This is a genomic window from Mycobacterium haemophilum DSM 44634, from assembly GCF_000340435.2.
Classification (GTDB): Bacteria; Actinomycetota; Actinomycetes; order Mycobacteriales; family Mycobacteriaceae; genus Mycobacterium; species Mycobacterium haemophilum.
Map to the genome: position 1 here is coordinate 1016258 of NZ_CP011883.2, position 16745 is coordinate 1033002.

15 protein-coding genes are annotated in these 16745 nt (G+C 65.6%); 14 read left to right on the forward strand and 1 reads right to left on the reverse strand.

Annotation, left to right across the window (positions count from 1 at the left end; all coding sequences use genetic code 11):
- The first annotated feature begins 104 nt into the window (after positions 1–104).
- From B586_RS04880 to manA, 3 genes are read left to right on the forward strand one after another with little or no spacing between them, the layout of a single operon-like run.
- Positions 105–1511, forward strand: coding sequence for a phosphomannomutase/phosphoglucomutase (locus B586_RS04880; protein WP_054880543.1), 1407 nt, complete (start codon positions 105–107; stop codon positions 1509–1511).
- Positions 1508–2614, forward strand: a complete 1107-nt coding sequence (locus B586_RS04885; protein ID WP_054880542.1) for a hypothetical protein — start codon at positions 1508–1510, stop codon at positions 2612–2614. The genes B586_RS04880 and B586_RS04885 overlap by 4 nt, the downstream gene beginning before the upstream one ends.
- 7 nt (positions 2615–2621) lie before the next feature.
- A complete protein-coding gene (manA, locus tag B586_RS04890) occupies positions 2622–3854 on the forward strand; it encodes a mannose-6-phosphate isomerase, class I (protein ID WP_054880541.1) in 1233 nt (410 codons plus the stop codon).
- Here manA and B586_RS04895 read toward each other — a convergent pair.
- Positions 3832–5220: an FAD-dependent oxidoreductase gene (locus B586_RS04895; protein WP_054880540.1), complete on the reverse strand. Its 1389-nt coding sequence runs from the start codon at positions 5218–5220 to the stop codon at positions 3832–3834. The genes manA and B586_RS04895 overlap by 23 nt on opposite strands.
- A gap of 56 nt (positions 5221–5276) precedes the next feature.
- On the opposite strand from B586_RS04895, the gene B586_RS04900 reads away from it, so the two are divergent.
- The 11 genes from B586_RS04900 (at position 5277) to B586_RS04950 (ending at position 16378) form a co-directional block, all read left to right on the forward strand.
- Positions 5277–6806, forward strand: coding sequence for an APC family permease (locus B586_RS04900; protein ID WP_047313496.1), 1530 nt, complete (start codon positions 5277–5279; stop codon positions 6804–6806).
- 109 nt (positions 6807–6915) lie between these two features.
- A complete protein-coding gene (locus B586_RS04905) occupies positions 6916–8139 on the forward strand; it encodes an alkane 1-monooxygenase (RefSeq protein WP_047313329.1) in 1224 nt (407 codons plus the stop codon).
- Positions 8139–8312, forward strand: coding sequence for a rubredoxin (locus tag B586_RS04910; RefSeq protein ID WP_047313495.1), 174 nt, complete (start codon positions 8139–8141; stop codon positions 8310–8312). Before B586_RS04905 ends, B586_RS04910 begins: the two co-directional genes overlap by 1 nt.
- Positions 8309–8491, forward strand: coding sequence for a rubredoxin (locus B586_RS04915; RefSeq protein WP_047313328.1), 183 nt, complete (start codon positions 8309–8311; stop codon positions 8489–8491). Before B586_RS04910 ends, B586_RS04915 begins: the two co-directional genes overlap by 4 nt.
- A gap of 26 nt (positions 8492–8517) precedes the next feature.
- Positions 8518–9123 (forward strand): TetR family transcriptional regulator AlkX, encoded by a 606-nt coding sequence (gene alkX / locus B586_RS04920; RefSeq protein WP_047313494.1) that lies wholly within the window; start codon positions 8518–8520, stop codon positions 9121–9123.
- A 109-nt stretch (positions 9124–9232) separates the two neighbouring features.
- On the forward strand, positions 9233–10720 hold the full coding sequence (ahcY, locus tag B586_RS04925) for an adenosylhomocysteinase (RefSeq protein ID WP_047313327.1): 1488 nt from the start codon (positions 9233–9235) through the stop codon (positions 10718–10720).
- Between the two features lie 63 nt (positions 10721–10783).
- Positions 10784–11425: a dTMP kinase gene (locus B586_RS04930; protein WP_047313326.1), complete on the forward strand. Its 642-nt coding sequence runs from the start codon at positions 10784–10786 to the stop codon at positions 11423–11425.
- Between the two features lie 82 nt (positions 11426–11507).
- Positions 11508–12194: a two-component system response regulator MtrA gene (gene mtrA / locus B586_RS04935; RefSeq protein ID WP_015354856.1), complete on the forward strand. Its 687-nt coding sequence runs from the start codon at positions 11508–11510 to the stop codon at positions 12192–12194.
- Positions 12195–12246: 52 nt separating this feature from the next.
- Positions 12247–13944, forward strand: a complete 1698-nt coding sequence (mtrB, locus tag B586_RS04940; RefSeq protein ID WP_047313325.1) for an MtrAB system histidine kinase MtrB — start codon at positions 12247–12249, stop codon at positions 13942–13944.
- Entirely contained in the window at positions 13944–15698 is a 1755-nt protein-coding gene (gene lpqB, locus B586_RS04945) for an MtrAB system accessory lipoprotein LpqB (RefSeq protein WP_047313324.1), read from the forward strand. Before mtrB ends, lpqB begins: the two co-directional genes overlap by 1 nt.
- 29 nt (positions 15699–15727) lie before the next feature.
- Positions 15728–16378, forward strand: a complete 651-nt coding sequence (locus B586_RS04950) for a ComF family protein (protein WP_054881065.1) — start codon at positions 15728–15730, stop codon at positions 16376–16378.
- Positions 16379–16745 lie beyond the last annotated feature (367 nt).

A 16745-nucleotide genomic window follows, 5' to 3' on the forward strand; every position in this document is an offset into this window, starting at 1 on the left:
CTAGCAACCGGCGATCCACTAATACCGTTCCAGGCCGTTCCTGCCCGCAGCTGTCTTGGGCCGATAGGCTGGCGCCAAGAGTCCCCGTCATCAGGAGGCCCCGCATGTCTCGGCCCGCCGCGGCTGTCCACCGTGTCGTCAAGGCATATGACGTACGCGGCCTAGTTGGTAAAGAAATAGATGAGTCGCTAAGCGCCGATCTCGGCGCGGCATTCGCGAGGTTGATGCGCGCTGAGGGTGCCCGACAGGTAGCCCTCGGCTACGACATGCGGGACAGTTCGCCGTCGCTGGCCGCGGCTTTTGCGACGGGGGTAACTGGCCAGGGCCTCGATGTGGTGCGGATTGGTCTGTCCGCTACCGATCAGCTGTATTTCGCCGCGGGGTTGCTGGATTGCCCCGGTGCGATGTTCACCGCGAGCCACAATCCGGCGGCCTACAACGGCATCAAGCTGTGTCGTGCGGGCGCCAAACCGATCGGTGCAGATACCGGGCTGGCCGTCATCCGCGACGATGTGATCGCCGGGGTCGCACCGTACCCGCCTTCCCAAGGGCGACCCGGAACCATTGCCGATCGGGATGTGCTGGCCGACTATGGGGTGTTTTTGCGGTCGTTGGTGAACACCGCTGGGCTGCGTCCATTGCGGGTCGCCGTGGACGCCGGCAACGGCATGGCCGGTCACACGACTCCCGCTGTGCTCGGCGCCATTGATTCGATCACCGTGTTGCCGTTGTACTTCGAGCTCGACGGCTCGTTTCCCCATCACGAGGCCAACCCGCTGGACCCGGCGAACCTGGTGGATCTGCAGGCCTATGTGCGTGACACCGGCGCCGACATCGGGCTGGCCTTCGACGGGGACGCCGACCGGTGCTTTGTGGTCGACGAACGCGGCGTGCCGGTCTCGCCGTCGACGGTAACCAGTTTGGTGGCCGCTCGTGAACTCAACCGGGAGATCGGTGCCACGGTCATCCACAACGTGATCACCTCCCGCGCGGTGCCTGAACTGGTCAGCGAGCGCGGCGGCACACCGCTGCGTTCGCGGGTCGGACACTCCTACATCAAGGCGCTGATGGCGCAGACCGGCGCGATTTTCGGCGGTGAGCATTCGGCGCACTACTACTTCCGCGACTTTTGGGGCGCCGACTCGGGGATGCTGGCCGCGCTCTATGTGCTGGCCGCCCTCGGTGAGCAGCAACGGCCGCTCTCGGAGCTGACCGCCGACTACCAGCGCTATGAATCGTCCGGTGAGATCAACTTCACCGTGGCGGACGCGCCAAGCTGTGTGGACGCCGTGGTGAAGTTTTTCGGTAGCCGGATTCACTCCATCGATCATCTTGACGGGGTGACAGTGGATTTGGGCGACGGCAGCTGGTTCAACCTGCGTAGCTCCAACACCGAACCGTTGCTGCGGCTCAATGTGGAGGGCCGCAGTACCGAGGATGTCGACGTGGTGGTCGCCCAGGTCAGTGCTCAAATCGCTGCCCACGCACCCGGCTCAGAGGCGGAACCGTGAACGCCACCCGGTTGATCGATCTCGAAGACACCGAGGGCTTGATTGCTGCCGACCGAGACGGCTTGTTGCGGGCTGCGTCGTCGGCCGGCGCGCAAGTGCGCGCCATCGCTGCCGCCGTCGACGAAGGTGCGTGTGAGTCGCTGCGCGCCGACGACCGTCCACGCACCGTGATCTGGGTGGCCGGCCGTGGTACCGCCGAGACGGCTGGAGCCATGTTGGCCGCGACATCCGGTGGTGCGGCCGCCGAGCCGATCGTCGTCGCTAGCGAGGCTCCGCCGTGGGTCGGGCCGCTTGATGTGCTGATCGTTGCGGGCGACGACCCCGGCGATCCGGCGCTGGTCGGTGCTGCCGCGACCGCAGTGCGCCGGGGTGCGCGGGTGGTTGTGGTGGCGCCGTACGAGGGGCCGCTTCGTGACGCGACGGCCGGCCGTGTTGCGGTGCTTGAGCCGCGGCTACGGGTTCCCGACGAGTTCGGATTGTGCCGGTACCTGGCTGCGGGCTTGGCCGCAGTGCAAACCGTGGACCCCAGGCTGCGCCTCGACCTGGCGATGCTCGCCGACGAGTTGGACGCCGAAGCGTTGCACAACAGCGTCGGCTGCGAGGTCTTTACCAACCCGGCCAAGACACTAGCCGCGCGGGTGTCCGGTCGTCGGGTGGTGTTGGCGGGCGATTGTGCTGCGACGCTGGCGCTGGCTCGGCACGGCAGTTCGGTGCTGCTGCGGATTGCGCACCAGGTTGCGTCCGCCACCGGGCTCTCGGATGCTGTTGTGGCGGTACGTGCCTCGGCCGGCGCTGCCGACTATGCCCCTGCTTCGGTGGATGTTCTCTTTCACGACGAAGAGATTGATGGACCGCTACCCGAGCGACTGCGGGTGTTGGCGCTCACCTTGGCCAGCGAGCGGACCGTGGTGGCCGCCCGGGTCGCCGGGCTCGACGACGTCTTTTTCGTCGCGGCTGAGGATGTGCCGGATGTGCCGGACGGGCCCAGCGGCTTGGCTGGGTTACCGGCCCCGGGTGGCGCCGGTCGCGCCGAGCAGGAACTGGCAATATTGGCCGTTCGGCTTGAGATGGCCGCGGTTTACTTGCGATTGGTGCGGGGATAGAGAGACGGTGGAGCTGCTACGCGGAGCGTTGCGGACATATGCGTGGGGATCGCGTACCGCCATCGCCGAATTCACCGGGCGACCTGTGCCGGCTGCCCACCCCGAAGCTGAGCTCTGGTTCGGTGCGCACCCCGGTGACCCGGCTTGGCTCCAAGCAGCCAACGGCGAAACCTCGTTGCTGGAGGCTCTGGTCGCCGATCCGGAGGGGCAGCTCGGCCCCGTGTCACGCGCCCGATTCGGTGACGTGCTGCCGTTCATGGTCAAGGTGCTGGCGGCTGACGAACCGCTGTCGCTGCAGGCCCATCCGAGCACCGAGCAGGCGGTCGAGGGTTACCTGCGCGAAGAACATCTGGACGTTCCGGTGTCCTCGCCGGAGCGTAACTACCGCGACCGGAGCCACAAGCCGGAGTTGTTGGTGGCGCTGCAGCCATTCGAGGCGTTGGCCGGATTTCGTCAGGCGTCACGCACCGCCGAGCTGCTTACGGCGTTAGCCGTCTCCGACCTCGACCCGTTCATCCATTTGCTGAGCGACCAGTCCGACGCCGACGGTCTGCGTGCGCTGTTCACTACCTGGATCACCGCGCCGCAGCCCGACATTGACGTGCTGGTGCCAACCGTGCTGGAGGGTGCCATCGCTTACGTCAGCTCCGGCGCGACGGAGTTCCTGGCGGAAGTCAAGACGGTGATGGAGCTCGGCGAGCGCTATCCCGGCGACGCCGGCGTGCTGGCGTCGTTGTTGCTCAACCGCATCAGCCTCGCCCCCGGCGAGGCTATCTTCTTGCCGGCCGGCAACTTGCATGCCTATCTGCGAGGTGTCGGTGTGGAGGTGATGGCTAACTCCGACAACGTGTTACGAGGAGGGCTCACCCCCAAGCATGTCGACGTGCCCGAGCTGTTGCGGGTGCTGGACTTCAACCCCACCCCTGAGGAGGCGCTGCGCCCACCGACCCACTGCGAGGGTTTCGCGGTGGTCTATGAGACCCCGACCGATGAGTTTGAGGTCGCTCTCCTGGAGCTCGACGGCGAGTATCTGGGGCACGAGGTCGACGCGTCGCGCCACGATGTGTCGCAAGGCCCACAGATCTTGTTGTGCACCGAGGGTGCGGCCACGGTGCACGGCAAGTCCCAGTCGCTCACCATAAAACGCGGTATGGCTGTCTGGGTGGCGGCCGACGACGGCCCGATCCGGCTGGTCGCGCAGCGACCCGCCAAGCTGTTCAGGGCGACCGTCGGTGTGTGACGGTCTGCCGGCGCTCACGCAGCCACAGCCGCAGGTTGTGCGCGCTGGCGCGACCTATTAGGTCGGCTGGCGGCACCAAGTACAGGCTGTCAAGAAGGGAGAATCGGCGCAGAAACCATTCGGCGAGAACGGGGTCGGTTTCGGCGGCTCCGAGAAACTGGTCGAACAGCCGGCCGACCGGTCGGTACCACCGGGGTGCGTGCCCGGAAGCGTGATGAAAGCAGAGGTCGGCGATGGCGTTCATGGTCCACACCGGGTAGGTGGTCTTGGCGGTGGCCGAATTCAGTGTGCGGGCCAGGTCGCCGTCGCGGGATTCCAGCGCCCGTCGCAGATGACCGGCCTGCAGCGACGTCATCGTCATTCCTTGCCCGAACGTGGGGTTGAAGCTGGCTACGGCATCACCGATGGGAACGATCCCGCCCGGGAAACGGTCCAGTTTGTCATAGCGGCGCCAGCTGCTGGCCGGAAATGCGTGAAATGCCGGGGCGCCGCACGGCTCGGCGCGCGCCAGCGCCGCACCCAGATGCGCGGGAAGCAGCGTGTCGGCCAGCGCAACCATCTCGCGGAAGGTTGAAGGGGGTTTGGCGTGGGCCACCCCGAAGGTGGTCAGGACCCAGGTGCCGTCCTCGTAGCACAGCATGCCCAACCCCAGCGAGTGGTGCACAGACACGCCGGTGACCACCACCTTCTCCGGGACCAGGCCGTCAGGGATACGAAGTTGGTGGGTGGCATAGCGGATGCCGATGTGCACGGTGTCTACGGTTGGCCGCCGGTATCCCCGCTGCGATAACCACACCGGCAGCCGGGTGCCGCGGCCGGTAGCGTCGACCACCAATTCGGCGCCCACCACCTCTGGGCGCTTCGGTTCGCTGGAATCCACCAGCACGCCGGTCACTCGGTGCTGCGCAGGGTCGAACCTTGGCGCCACGACAGATCTCCGCACGATCTCGACGTTGCCGATGTTGCGGACCCGTCGTCGCAGCTGCCACTCCAGGTGCGGCCGGCTGGGCACGTAGGCGGTGAATTCCGTACGCAGGGTGTCCCCCGTTCCCAGCACGTGCCCCGCGGCGCCCAGGTAGATGCAGTCCGGTCGGTTCTGAAGTATCGGCACGCCGGCGGCCACCATGTCCTTCAGCAGGCCCGGAAACAAGCCCTCGAACTCGTTTGCCCCGCGGGCCATCAGCAGGTGCAGGTGCCGGTCCTGGGGGACCGTGGCGCGGTGTGCCGGTGTCGCTGGCAGGTCGTCGCGCTCGAAAACCGTCACCCGGGCATAGAAGTCCGAGAGCACCCGTGCGGCGGATAAACCGGCGATGCTGGCCCCGATGACGACCGCGTGACCCGGTGCGCTTTCCGCTACCGCGCGCATTCCCCGGAGGTTACTCGGTACTGTGCCGTCACAACGGCTGACGAAGGGACAGGATGATGGCCAGTCGATGGCGGATGAAGTCGGTCGAGCAGTCGATCGCCGACACCGACGAACCCAGTACCCGGCTCCGCAAGGACCTCACCTGGCGGGACCTAGTAGTTTTCGGGGTCTCGGTGGTAGTCGGCGCCGGTATCTTCACGGTGACCGCATCGACTGCTGGCGACATCACCGGTCCGGCCATCTGGGTCGCGTTTCTGATTGCGGCCGCCACCTGCGCGTTGGCTGCGCTGTGTTACGCCGAATTCGCCTCGACGCTGCCGGTGGCGGGCAGCGGATACACCTTTTCCTATGCCACCTTCGGTGAATTCCTGGCCTGGCTCATCGGCTGGAATCTGCTGCTGGAAATGGCGATGGGCGCCGCTGTGGTGGCCAAAGGCTGGTCGAGCTACCTGGGTACGGTGTTCGGATTCGTCGATGGCACAGTCGGACTCGGAACGGTCCAGCTCGACTGGGGCTCGCTGTTGATTGTCTCGGTGGTGGCCACCCTGTGTGCGCTGGGCACCAAGTTGTCGTCGAGGTTTTCCGCGGTGGTCACCGGTATCAAGGTGTCGGTGGTGATTTTGGTTGTGGTGGTCGGTGCCTTCTACATCAAAGCCGCTAACTACTCGCCGTTCATTCCGAGCCCGGAAGCCGGACACGACGCAAGCGGCGTTAATCAGTCGGTGTTGTCGCTGCTCACCGGCGCGCACAGCAGCAATTACGGCTGGTACGGCGTGTTGGCGGGGGCATCGATCGTGTTCTTCGCGTTTATCGGTTTCGACATCGTGGCCACCATGGCGGAGGAGACCAAGCGGCCCCAGAGCGATGTTCCGAAGGGGATCCTGGCGTCGCTGGGGATCGTGACCCTGCTCTACGTCGCGGTCTCGGTCGTGCTGTCGGGAATGGTTTCCTACACCCAGCTCAAGACCGTTCCCGGCCATGGTCCGGCAAACCTGGCCACCGCATTCGCGGCCAACGGGGTGAACTGGGCAAGCAAAGTCATTTCCGTCGGGGCGTTGGCCGGATTGACCACCGTGGTGATGGTGCTGACGCTCGGGCAATGCCGGGTCTTGTTCGCCATGGCACGGGACGGGCTGTTGCCCCGGGGGCTGGCGAGAACCGGTTCGCGCGGCACCCCGGTCCGGACCACCGCGCTCGTTGCGGCGGTGGTCGGTACGACGGCGGCGGTGTTTCCGATAGCCAAGCTCGAGGAGATGGTCAACGTTGGAACGTTGTTCGCGTTCGTCCTGGTGTCGGCTGGGGTGATTGTCCTGCGCCGAACGCGGCCGGACCTGCAGCGGGGGTTCCGTGCGCCGTGGGTGCCGTTGCTGCCGATCGCGTCGATCTGCGCCTCAGTGTGGCTGATGCTGAACCTGACCGCGTTGACCTGGATCCGGTTCGCCGTCTGGCTGTTGGTGGGAATCGCGATCTACGTCGGATACGGACACCAGCACTCGGTGCAAGGTCGTCGAGAGGCTCACCAGACCCACCACGCCAACCAGGACAAACGCGACCCAGATCTCGACACCGACAACGCGGTGGCGTAGAACCCCAGGATCCAGTGAGTTTACAAAATTGCGTCTTATGTCTAGACATAAGACGCAATTTGCCGTATTGTCCAATCTGGCCTCGGGGGACTGACTAGGAGGTGGGCGCATGACCGCAGAACTCAGACCCGACGTCGCAGTGTGGCGTGACAAGAAGCGCTACCTATGGCTTATCGGACTGGTTCCCCCGACGATGCTGTTGTTGATCCTGCCGATCATCTGGGGCATGAATCAGGTTGGCTGGCAGGCTGTCTCGCCGGCGCTGTTGTGGGTCGGGCCGTTCTTGGTCTACATCCTGCTGCCCGCGTTGGACCTGAAGTTCGGTCCGGACGGACAGAACCCGCCCGACGAGGTCATGGAGCGGCTGGAGCGTGATAAGTACTACCGCTACTGCACGTACGCCTACCTCCCTTTCCAATATGCCAGCGTGATCGTTGGTGCCTACCTGTTCACCGCGTCGGACCTGAGTTGGCTGGGTTATCCGGGCGGGCTGAGCTGGCCGGCGAAGGTCGGGCTGGCGCTGTCGATCGGTGTTCTCGGCGCCGTCGGCATGAACGCCGCGCACGAGATGGGGCACAAGAAGGAAGCCCTGGAGCGGTGGCTGTCCAAGCTGACCCTCGCGCAGAGCTGCTATGGGCACTTCTACATCGAGCACAACCGTGGCCACCACGTCCGGGTGGCCACACCCGAGGATCCGGCATCAAGCCGCTTCGGCGAGACATTCTGGGAGTTCCTGCCGCGCAGTGTTGTCGGCGGCCTGCGTTCCGCCGTGCGGTTGGAGGCTCAGCGGGCGCGGCGCCGGGGGCGAAGCCCATGGAATCCGCAAACGTACCCAGGCAACGACGTGCTCAACGCCTGGCTGATGTCGGTGGTGTTGTGGGGTGCACTGATCGCGGTGTTCGGCCCGGCGCTGATCCCGTTGGTGGTTATTCAGGCGCTGTACGCTTGGACCACGTTTGAGACGGTGAACTATCTCGAGCATTACGGATTGCTGCGGCAAAAGATCGCGACCGGCCGCTACGAGCGCTGCGCCCCCGAGCACAGCTGGAACTCCGACCATCTGGTTACCAACCTGTTCCTGTACCACTTGCAGCGGCATAGCGATCACCATGCCAATCCGACTCGCCGCTATCAGACACTGCGTAGCCTCGATGGCTCGCCCAACCTGCCGAGCGGGTATGCGTCGATGATCACGCTGGCGTATTTCCCGCCGCTGTGGCGCAAGGTGATGGATCGTCGGGTGCTGGCGCACTACGGCGGCGATATCGCTCGGGCTAACGTGCAGCCCAGGTTGAGGGAGAAGCTGCTGGCCACCTATGGCGCTGCACAATGATGGCCGCCTACCAGTGCCCGGTCTGCGACTACATCTACGACGAGGCCAAAGGCGATGCCAGAGAAGGCTTTCCGCCGGGCACGCGGTGGGAGCAGCTCCCCGGTGACTGGTGTTGTCCGGACTGTGCGGTGCGCGAGAAACCAGATTTCCAGAAGCTAGGAGAACTCACATGAGTGACTACAAACTGTTCCGCTGCGTCCAATGTGGCTTCGAGTACGACGAGGCGCAGGGCTGGCCGGAAGATGGCATCGAGCCCGGCACCCGCTGGGACGACATCCCCGAGGACTGGAGCTGTCCGGACTGCGGCGCGGCCAAGGCGGACTTCGAGATGGTAGAGGTTGCGCGCCCGTGAGCGCCCAAAACGATATCCTCGCGCCGGTGAAGCGGATTCCTTATGCCGAAGCGTCGCGCGTCTTGTTGCGTGATTCGGTATTAGATGCGATGCGGGATCTGCTGCTGACCCGAGACTGGTCGGCTATCACGTTGTCCGACGTCGCCCGGGCCGCTGGTATCAGCCGGCAGACCATTTACAACGAGTTCGGCTCACGGCAGGGCCTGGCGCAGGGCTATGCGCTGCGTCTGGCTGATCGCCTGGTTGACAGCGTCCATGCCGCCCTGGACGCCAACGTTGGCAACATCTACGAATCGTTCCTGCAGGGTTTTCGGTCATTCTTCTCCGAGTCGGCGGCGGACCCATTGGTGATTTCGTTGCTGACCGGCGTCGCCAAGCCTGATCTGTTGCAGCTCATCACGACCGACAGCGCGCCTATGATCACTCGTGCGTCGGCTCGGTTGGCGATGGCGTTCACTCAGAGCTGGGTGGCTACTAGCGATGAAGACGCCGGCATCCTGGCGCGTGCCATCGTCAGGCTGTCGTTGAGCTACGTGTCGATGCCCCCGGAAGCCGACCACGACGTCGCGGCGGACCTGGCGCGTTTAATGACGCCGTTCGCCGAGCGTCACGGGGTCGTCAACGCACCTTGACCTGACCTGCGGGGGCTCCGGGTCGCAGAAAGGTCAGCGACTACAGTGGCTGACGAGTAGCCCGTTTGCCCTTGTGAGTTCCTGAGCCCTAGAAGGATTGAGACACGTTATGACGACGACCGAAAATTCGCTGACGCCCGACGTTCGTAACGGCATCGACTTCAAGGTTGCCGACCTGTCGCTGGCGGATTTCGGCCGCAAAGAACTCCGGATCGCCGAGCATGAGATGCCTGGCCTGATGTCGCTGCGTCGTGAATACGCCGACGTGCAGCCGCTGAAAGGGGCCCGTATTTCCGGCTCGCTGCACATGACGGTGCAGACCGCGGTGCTGATCGAGACGTTGACCGCGCTGGGCGCGGAAGTCAGATGGGCGTCGTGCAATATCTTCTCCACCCAGGACCATGCGGCGGCGGCAGTCGTCGTCGGCCCCTACGGCACGCCCGAGGAGCCCAAGGGCGTACCGGTGTTCGCCTGGAAGGGTGAGACCCTCGAGGAGTACTGGTGGGCTGCCGAGCAGATGCTCACCTGGCCGGATAACGAAGCCGGGCCCGCTCCTGCAAATATGATCCTGGACGACGGCGGGGACGCCACCATGCTGGTGCTGCGCGGCATGCAGTACGAGAAGGCCGGCGTGGTGCCGCCCGCCGAGGACGACGACCCCGCCGAGTGGAAAGTCTTCTTGAACCTGCTGCGGAAGCGCTTCGAGACCGACAAGGGCAAGTGGACCAAGATCGCCGAGTCGGTCAAGGGCGTCACCGAGGAGACCACCACCGGTGTGCTGCGGCTGTACCAATTCGCCGCAGCCGGAGACCTGGCCTTCCCCGCGATCAACGTCAACGACTCGGTGACCAAGTCCAAGTTCGACAACAAGTACGGCACCCGGCACTCCCTGATCGACGGCATCAACCGTGGCACCGACGCCCTGATCGGCGGCAAGAACGTGCTCATCTGCGGCTACGGGGACGTGGGTAAGGGGTGCGCGGAGGCGGCGAAGGGGCAGGGCGCGCGGGTCACCGTCACCGAGATCGACCCGATTAACGCGCTGCAGGCGCTGATGGAGGGCTTCGACGTCAAGCGGGTCGAGGACGCCATCGGCGACGCGGACATCGTCGTCACCGCGACCGGCAACAAAGACATCATCTCACTCGAGCACATGAAGGCGATGAAGGATCACGCCATCCTGGGCAACATCGGCCACTTCGACAACGAGATCGATATGGCGGCCCTGGAACGCTCCGGGGCGACGCGGCTCAACATCAAGCCGCAGGTTGACCTGTGGACTTTCGGCGACAGCGGCAAGTCGATCATTGTGCTTTCCGAGGGCCGGCTGCTGAACCTGGGCAACGCCACCGGCCATCCGTCGTTCGTGATGAGCAATAGCTTCGCCAACCAGACGATCGCCCAGATCGAGCTGTGGACCAAGAACGACGAATACGACAACGAGGTGTACCGGCTGCCCAAGCATCTCGACGAAAAAGTGGCCCGTATCCACGTCGAGGCCCTCGGCGGCCAGTTGACCAAGCTGTCCAAGGACCAGGCCGAATACCTCGGTGTCGACGTCGAGGGCCCGTTCAAGCCGGACCACTATCGCTACTGAACCTCGCTTCGAGCCGAGTGTGCGGCCAGCCGCACGTTCGTCGGCTACCGCTAGGCTCGCGCCGTGTTGATCGCGATTGAAGGCGTTGACGGCGCTGGCAAGCGCACCTTGTCCGAGGGGTTACGTCAGGCGTTTGAGGCCGCCGGGAAGTCGGTGGCAACGTTGGCCTTCCCGCGCTACCGGCAATCAGTGGCCGCCGACATCGCCGCGGAGGCGCTGCACGGCCAGCACGGTGATCTCGCGTCGTCGGTGTACGCGATGGCCCTGCTGTTCGCGTTCGACCGCGCCGGGGCGGTCGAGGACATCGCAGCCGCGTGCCGCACTCATGACGTCGTGATCCTTGATCGCTACGTCGCATCCAATGCCGCCTACAGCGCCGCGCGTCTGCATGAGGACTGCAGCGGGGAGGCGGTGGCCTGGGTGCAGCGAACCGAATACCAGAGATTGCGGTTGCCCCCGCCCGATTGGCAAGTGCTGCTCGCAGTCTCCGCCGAGCTCGCCGGGGAGCGTGCCCGCCACCGGGCCCGCACCGATCTCGACCGGCCGCGGGACAGCTACGAACGCGACGACGACCTTCAGCAGCGCACCGGCGCGGTCTACGCCGGCCTGGCCGCCGCAGGGTGGGGCGGGAGGTGGCTAGTCGTCGACGCGGACGTCGATCCGGACCGGTTGGTCGCCACTTTGATGGGCTGTCAGACCGCGTGAGGGCCGAATTTGACGGTATTTGGGCTTATCATGTGCGAAACGCCCGTGTGGCGCCCCAGTTTTGTCCCGATCTGGTGACACCATGGACACCATGAGGCAAAGGATTTTGGTCGTCGACGACGACGCTTCGCTGGCTGAGATGCTCACCATCGTGCTGCGTGGGGAGGGCTTCGACACCGCGGTCATCGGCGACGGTACTCAGGCCCTGACCGCGGTGCGCGAGTTGCGCCCCGACCTGGTGCTACTGGACCTGATGTTGCCCGGCATGAACGGCATCGACGTGTGCCGGGTGTTGCGCGCCGACTCCGGCGTTCCGATTGTGATGCTGACCGCCAAGACCGACACCGTGGACGTGGTGCTGGGGCTGGAGTCGGGCGCCGACGACTACATCATGAAGCCGTTCAAGCCCAAGGAGCTGGTCGCTCGGGTGCGGGCGCGGCTGCGGCGCAACGACGACGAGCCAGCCGAGATGCTGTCCATCGCCGACGTCGATATCGACGTGCCGGCACACAAGGTCACCCGAAACGGTGAACAGATCTCATTGACACCGCTGGAATTCGACCTGCTGGTCGCGTTGGCACGCAAGCCACGCCAGGTGTTTACTCGTGATGTGCTGCTCGAACAGGTGTGGGGATATCGGCACCCAGCGGATACTCGCCTGGTTAACGTGCATGTCCAGCGGCTACGGGCAAAGGTCGAGAAAGACCCGGAGAACCCGACCGTGGTGTTGACCGTTCGAGGAGTGGGATACAAGGCCGGACCCCCGTGACGCGCGCGCGGCGTAGAGGCTCCGCCAGCCGCGATGCTGAGGAGCTGCGCCGGTGATCTTCAGCTCGCGGCGACGCATTCGGGGTCGCTGGGGGCGCTCGGGCCCCATGACTCGCGGCATGGGCGCGTTGACGCGAGCTGTGGGTGTTGCCTGGCGCCGATCGCTGCAACTACGTGTTGTAGCGCTAACATTTGGTTTGTCGTTGGCCGTGATTTTGGCGCTTGGCTTCGTGCTCACCAGTCAGCTCACCAACCGTGTGCTCGACGTCAAGGTCAGGGCCGCCATCGAGCAGGTCGAACGGGCCCGCACCACCGTCACCGGGATCGTCAACGGTGAGGAGACCCGCTCGCTGGACAGCAGTCTGCAGCTGGCCCGCAACACGTTGACATCGAAAACCGACCCAACCTCTGGTGCTGGCCTCGCCGGTGCCTTCGACGCGGTGCTGATGGTGCCCGGCGATGGCCCGCGCGCCGCGACCACGGCCGGACCCGTCGATCAGGTGCCTAATTCGTTGCGCGGCTTCATCAAAGCCGGGCAGGCGGCTTACCAGTACGCGGCGGTGCACACCGAGGGCTTCTCGGGGCCAGCGTTGATCATCGGCACGCCGACGTCGTCGCAGGTGGCCAATCTTGAGCTGTACCTGATCTTTCCGTTGAAGAACGAACAGGCCACCGTCACGCTGGTGCGCGGCACCATGGCCACCGGCGGCCTGGTGCTGCTGGTCCTGCTGTCGGGTATCGCGTTGCTGGTATCGCGCCAGGTGGTGGTGCCGGTGCGGTCGGCGTCACGGATCGCCGAACGGTTCGCCGAGGGGCACCTGTCGGAACGGATGCCGGTGCGCGGCGAGGACGACATGGCACGGCTGGCGGTGTCGTTCAATGACATGGCGGAAAGCTTGTCTCGGCAGATCACCCAGCTCGAGGAGTTCGGTAACCTGCAACGCCGTTTCACGTCCGACGTCAGCCATGAACTCCGCACACCGCTGACCACCGTACGGATGGCCGCCGACTTGATCTACGACCACAGCTCCGACCTTGACCCCACGCTGCGGCGGTCCACCGAACTGCTGGTCAGCGAGCTGGACCGATTCGAGACGTTGCTTAACGACCTACTCGAGATCTCGCGGCACGACGCCGGCGTGGCCGAGCTCTCCGTTGAGGCGGTCGATCTGCGCGCGACGGTGAATAACGCGCTAGGCAACGTCGGCCACCTGGCCGAGGAGGCCGGTATCGAACTGCTGGTGGACATGCCCGCCGAGGAGGTGATTGCCGAGGTTGACGCACGCCGGGTGGAGCGGATCCTGCGCAACCTGATCGCCAACGCCATCGACCACGCCGAGCGCAAACCGGTGCGGATCCGGATGGGCGCCGACGAAGATACCGTCGCGGTCACCGTGCGTGACTACGGGGTCGGGCTGCGGCCCGGCGAAGAGAAGCTGGTGTTCAGCCGGTTTTGGCGGTCGGACCCGTCCCGGGTGCGGCGTTCCGGCGGGACCGGGCTGGGGCTGGCGATCAGCATCGAGGATGCGCGGCTGCACCAGGGCCGACTCGAAGCATGGGGCGAGCCTGGTCAGGGCGCGTGTTTTCGGCTGACGCTTCCGCTGGTTCGCGGCCACAAGGTCACCACCAGTCCCTTACCTATGAAGCCGATGAAACCGATCCCGCAACCAACTCCGCACCCCGGCGCAGCCGGCCAACAACACGGCACCCAACGTCAGCGTCCGCGAGAGCACGCCGAGAGGAGCGGGTAATGCGGCGGCTGCTTGTGGCGCTGTTGGCCTTGGTGCTCGCCGGCTGCGCCGGGGTACCCAGCTCGTCGGCTCCGCAGGCGATCGGCACCGTCGAGCGACCGGCGCCGTCGAATCTGCCCAAGCCGACCCCCGGTATGGATCCCGATGTGCTGTTGCGCGAATTCCTCAAGGCCACAGCCGATCCGGCCAACCGGCATCTGGCGGCGCGTCAGTTCCTCACCCAGTCGGCATCCAACGCCTGGGACGACGCCGGTAGCGCACTACTGATCGACCATGTGGTATTCGTCGAAACCCGTGGTGCCGAACGTGTTTCGGCGACGATGCGGGCAGACATCCTAGGTTCGCTGTCCGACATGGGTGTGTTCGAGACCGCGGAGGGTGTGCTGCCAGACCCGGGTCCGATCGAATTGATCAAGACGTCGGGTGGCTGGCGGATCGACCACCTGCCCAACGGGGTTTTCCTGGACTGGCAGCAGTTTCAGGCGACCTACAAGCGCAACACCCTCTACTTCGCCGACCCGACTGGCAAGACCGTGGTTCCCGATCCCCGCTACGTCGCGGTTCCCGGTCATGATCAGTTGGCCACCGAGCTTGTCTCCAAATTGCTAGCTGGTCCACGGCCCGAGATGGCGCACACTGTCCGCAATCTGCTGGCTCCACCGCTGCGGCTGCGTGGCCCGGTGACGCGGGCCGACGGCAGCAAAAGCGGGGTCGGGCGGGGTTACGGCGGTGCGCGGATAGATCTGGAGAAACTATCCACCACCGATCCGCACAGCAGGCAATTGCTTGCCGCGCAGATCATTTGGACGCTTGCCAGGGCCGACATCAGAGGGCCGTATGTGATCAACGCTGACGGCGCGCCGCTGGACGACAGGTTCGCCGACGGGTGGACCACCTCCGACGTCGCTGCCACCGACCCGGGCGTGGCTGACGGCGCGGGCGCGGGGCTGCATGCGTTGCTGGGCGGGGCATTAGTCTCGGTGGACGGACAGCACGCCACCCCGGTCCTGGGGGCCTTCGGGCGGATGCCCGACCAGACTGGCGCTGCACTATCCCGCAGCGGGCGGCAGGTGGCGTCGGTGGTGACCCTGCGCCGCGGCGCCCCCGACGAGGGGGAGTCGCTGTGGATCGGTGATCTCGGTGGCGAGGCGGTCCAATCTGCCGACGGACACAGCCTGTCGCGGCCCAGCTGGTCACTCGACGACGCGGTGTGGGTGGTGGTCGACACCAACAATGTGCTGCGCGCCATTCAGGAACCGGCGTCGGGGCAACCCGCGCGTATTCCGGTGGATTCCGCCGCGGTGGCCAGCCGGTTCCCGGGGCCGATCACCGACCTGCAGCTGTCCCGGGATGGGACGCGTGCCGCGATGGTGATCGGTGGGCAGGTGATTCTCGCCGGCGTCGAGCAGACCCAGGCCGGACAGTTTGCCTTGACATACCCGCGCCGACTGGGCTTCGGGTTGGGCACCTCGGTGGTGTCGTTGTCCTGGCGAACCGGCGACGACATCGTGGTGACCCGCACCGATGCCACGCATCCGGTGTCGTACGTGAACCTTGACGGGGTGAACTCTGATGCGCCGGCCCGCGGTTTGCAGGTTCCGCTGTCGGCGATTGCGGCCAACCCGTCGACGGTGTATGTCGCGGGTCCGCAAGGGGTGCTGCAGTATTCGGCGTCCGTTGCCGAAAGCCAGCAGGGCTGGTCGGAGGTCGCGGGGTTGACCGTCGCGGGGGCAGAGCCGGTATTGCCGGGTTGAGTGTCACCCCCGACCGGCACACTGCGGGGGTGCTTGATCTCATCCTGCCGCTGGAATGCGGCGGCTGCGGTGCGCCCGCCACGCGATGGTGCGACGCATGCGCCGTGGAGCTGTCGGTGGCTGCCAGCGAACCGCGTGTGGTGAGCCCCCGTATCGACCCGCTGGTGCCGGTGTTCACGCTCGGCCGGTACGCCGGCGCCCGTCGCCAGGCGATCCTTGCGATGAAGGAGCACGGCCGCCGCGACCTGGTTGCACCGCTGGCGCACGCCCTGGCCGTCGGGGTGCACCGGCTGCTGGTGTGGGGCATGGTCGAGACCCCGCTGACGGTCGTGCCCGCGCCAACGCGGCGAGCGGCGGCGCGGCGCCGCGGCGGCGACCCCGTCACCCGGATGGCCCGGCTTGCGGTGGCGACGTTGGCAGCACACGCGGATATCACCGTTGTTCCAGCGTTGCGGATGAAGGCGTTGGCCCGCGACTCGGTGGGCCTCGGTACCTCCGCCCGGGAGCGCAATATCGCCGGGCGGGTGCTGCTGCGCGGCCAGCCGCCGCGCAGGGATCTCGGGGAAGTCCTGATCATCGACGACGTCATCACCACCGGGGCGACAGCGCGTGAGTCGGTCCGGACCCTGCACGCTACCGGGATGCGGGTGACCGCGGTGCTGACCATCGCGGCCGCTTGATGGAATCCTGGTGAAAGTAATGACTGCGGCCAGCTCGGATCCGATGCATCATGCTCGGATCCGATGAATCATGCTTGAATCCGATGAGAAGAAGTGAAGAACTCGCAACACGTCCGCCAAATTGGTGGCACGGCAAGGCGAACACGAGCTAACGTCGAGGACAACCTTCCCGAAGTTATCGGGACTCGCCGTCGCGATTTTCCCAGCGGCGCTACTCGCGGCAGGAGGTGAGAAATCGACATCTTGCACCGGCGGGCAGCCTGCGCGGCGACCATTCTGCAACCGCTCCCACCCCGTCGGTGCGTCTTGGTAAAAGCCAGTGGCGATCGCACGCCACTCAGCACAGCTAGGCGCGCACGGCGCGTGT

Coding starts and splice junctions, on each gene's coding strand:
- B586_RS04880 (WP_054880543.1), top strand. CDS start 105: ATGTCTCGGCCCGCCGCGGCTGTCCACCGTGTCGTCAAGGCATATGAC.
- B586_RS04895 (WP_054880540.1), bottom strand. CDS start 5,220: ATGCGCGCGGTAGCGGAAAGCGCACCGGGTCACGCGGTCGTCATCGGG.
- B586_RS04900 (WP_047313496.1), top strand. CDS start 5,277: ATGGCCAGTCGATGGCGGATGAAGTCGGTCGAGCAGTCGATCGCCGAC.
- B586_RS04905 (WP_047313329.1), top strand. CDS start 6,916: ATGACCGCAGAACTCAGACCCGACGTCGCAGTGTGGCGTGACAAGAAG.
- B586_RS04910 (WP_047313495.1), top strand. CDS start 8,139: ATGGCCGCCTACCAGTGCCCGGTCTGCGACTACATCTACGACGAGGCC.
- B586_RS04915 (WP_047313328.1), top strand. CDS start 8,309: ATGAGTGACTACAAACTGTTCCGCTGCGTCCAATGTGGCTTCGAGTAC.
- ahcY (WP_047313327.1), top strand. CDS start 9,233: ATGACGACGACCGAAAATTCGCTGACGCCCGACGTTCGTAACGGCATC.
- mtrA (WP_015354856.1), top strand. CDS start 11,508: ATGGACACCATGAGGCAAAGGATTTTGGTCGTCGACGACGACGCTTCG.
- lpqB (WP_047313324.1), top strand. CDS start 13,944: ATGCGGCGGCTGCTTGTGGCGCTGTTGGCCTTGGTGCTCGCCGGCTGC.